Origin of the sequence: Mesorhizobium sp. M7A.F.Ca.US.005.03.2.1 (assembly GCF_003997795.1) — a bacterium.
GTDB classification, from domain to species: Bacteria; Pseudomonadota; Alphaproteobacteria; order Rhizobiales; family Rhizobiaceae; genus Mesorhizobium; species Mesorhizobium ciceri.
This window is the reverse complement of record NZ_RZRP01001247.1, coordinates 1-1,276: the sequence shown is the minus strand read 5'-3', so window position 1 is coordinate 1,276 and position 1,276 is coordinate 1. Positions and strand designations below refer to the sequence as shown.

Annotated in this window: 2 protein-coding genes; both read left to right on the top strand. The window is 61.1% G+C overall.

Annotated features, from left to right (window positions below; genetic code table 11):
• The first annotated feature begins 183 nt into the window (after window positions 1-183).
• Window positions 184-402: a hypothetical protein gene (locus EN991_RS36715; RefSeq protein ID WP_013531393.1), complete on the top strand. Its 219-nt coding sequence runs from the start codon at window positions 184-186 to the stop codon at window positions 400-402.
• Between the two features lie 610 nt (window positions 403-1,012).
• Window positions 1,013-1,276, top strand: a 264-nt coding sequence (locus EN991_RS36710) for a BA14K family protein (RefSeq protein WP_127370547.1), incomplete at its 3' end; no start/stop codon positions are given.

The following is a 1,276-nucleotide window of genomic DNA, read 5'->3' as shown; positions in this document are numbered from 1 at the left end:
TAGGGGAATAGGGGAATAGGGGAATAGGGGGCGACGGGTCATTGGTGTCCTTGCCGTCGCCGCGCTGGCGTCAACGGCGTCCCACAAAAAATCTCCTCAACCTTTCGAACCTTTTGCTGCGCCGCGCCGACTGATGGTCAGAGGCGAATGGGTCGCCTCGATCAAAAGATCCAGGAGATCATCATGTTCAAGCGCACTCTTACCTCGGGCCTCGTCGCCATCTTCGTCGCCACCGGCGCGCTCGCCGGCACTGTCGGCACGTCGTCAGCCCACGGCATGCATGGCCATCATCATCACCACCACAACCATCACAAGAAGCACTTCAAGAAGTTCTGGTGGAAGCACTACAACCACCACCACAACCATCACCACAGGCACGGCAGGGTGATCATTTTCCTTTGATGGAGGGACCCAATTCCCCAAGAGGGCGGCTTCGGCCGCCCTTTTTGCGTTCGGCGATCACCTCGTGAAGTAAGGCGGCAAAGCTGCTGATCCCCGGCAAGCTACGGCATGCACACATTTCCAAGCAACTGGTCTTTGGCGATAGAGTGCATGGCAGCTTGGCGCATGCATTGCCTTATGCGGCGCTGGTCCCACTCCGTCTCGGCCCCGCCGAGCCACCGCTCCCCCGATCGACGGGGTAGAGGGAAGGCGCCAAGCTTTTGCCGTCAACGCTCGCCCAGCAACGCTCCTTTCCTTTCCCTCCGGAGGGGGAAAGGTGGCGCTGCGAAGCAGCGACGGATTGGGGGACCCACGCGGCAATCGGGCCTCGGGCCGATCAGTCACCCCAGTCATAGCGGGTATGTGCATGGCGTAGCCCCAGCAAATGGGGGAGATTGGCCGCATCAACGTCCTCTCCAACCTCTTCCAGTCGCCGTCAGCGTGGACCTCGGTCCATCCGATTTCCCGGATCTCAGAAAAATCAAAAAAGTTCGAACCTTTTTCCTGGCTGCGACGACAGATGATCAAGAGGCGGATGGATCGCCTCGGTCAACGAAGCAAGGAGATCGTCATGTTCAAGAACACACTCGTTTCCGGCCTTATCGCCACCGCCGTCGCCGCCGCCACGCTGGCCGGCACCGTGCAGCCTTCGGCCGCCCACAGCCATCACCACAACCGCGAAATCGGCATCGGCATTGCTGCCGGCGTCGGCGGCTTCGTCCTCGGCAGCCTGCTCGCCCAGCCGCGCACCGTCTATGTCGACGAAGGCGGTGGCTCGTGGCATGTCCGCCGCTGCTACGATCGCTATGCCAGCTACGACGCAGACTCCGATACC

What these genes read in the sequence shown, in the direction of transcription:
- EN991_RS36715 (WP_013531393.1), top strand. Translation starts at nt 184, where the DNA reads ATGTTCAAGCGCACTCTTACCTCGGGCCTCGTCGCCATCTTCGTCGCC.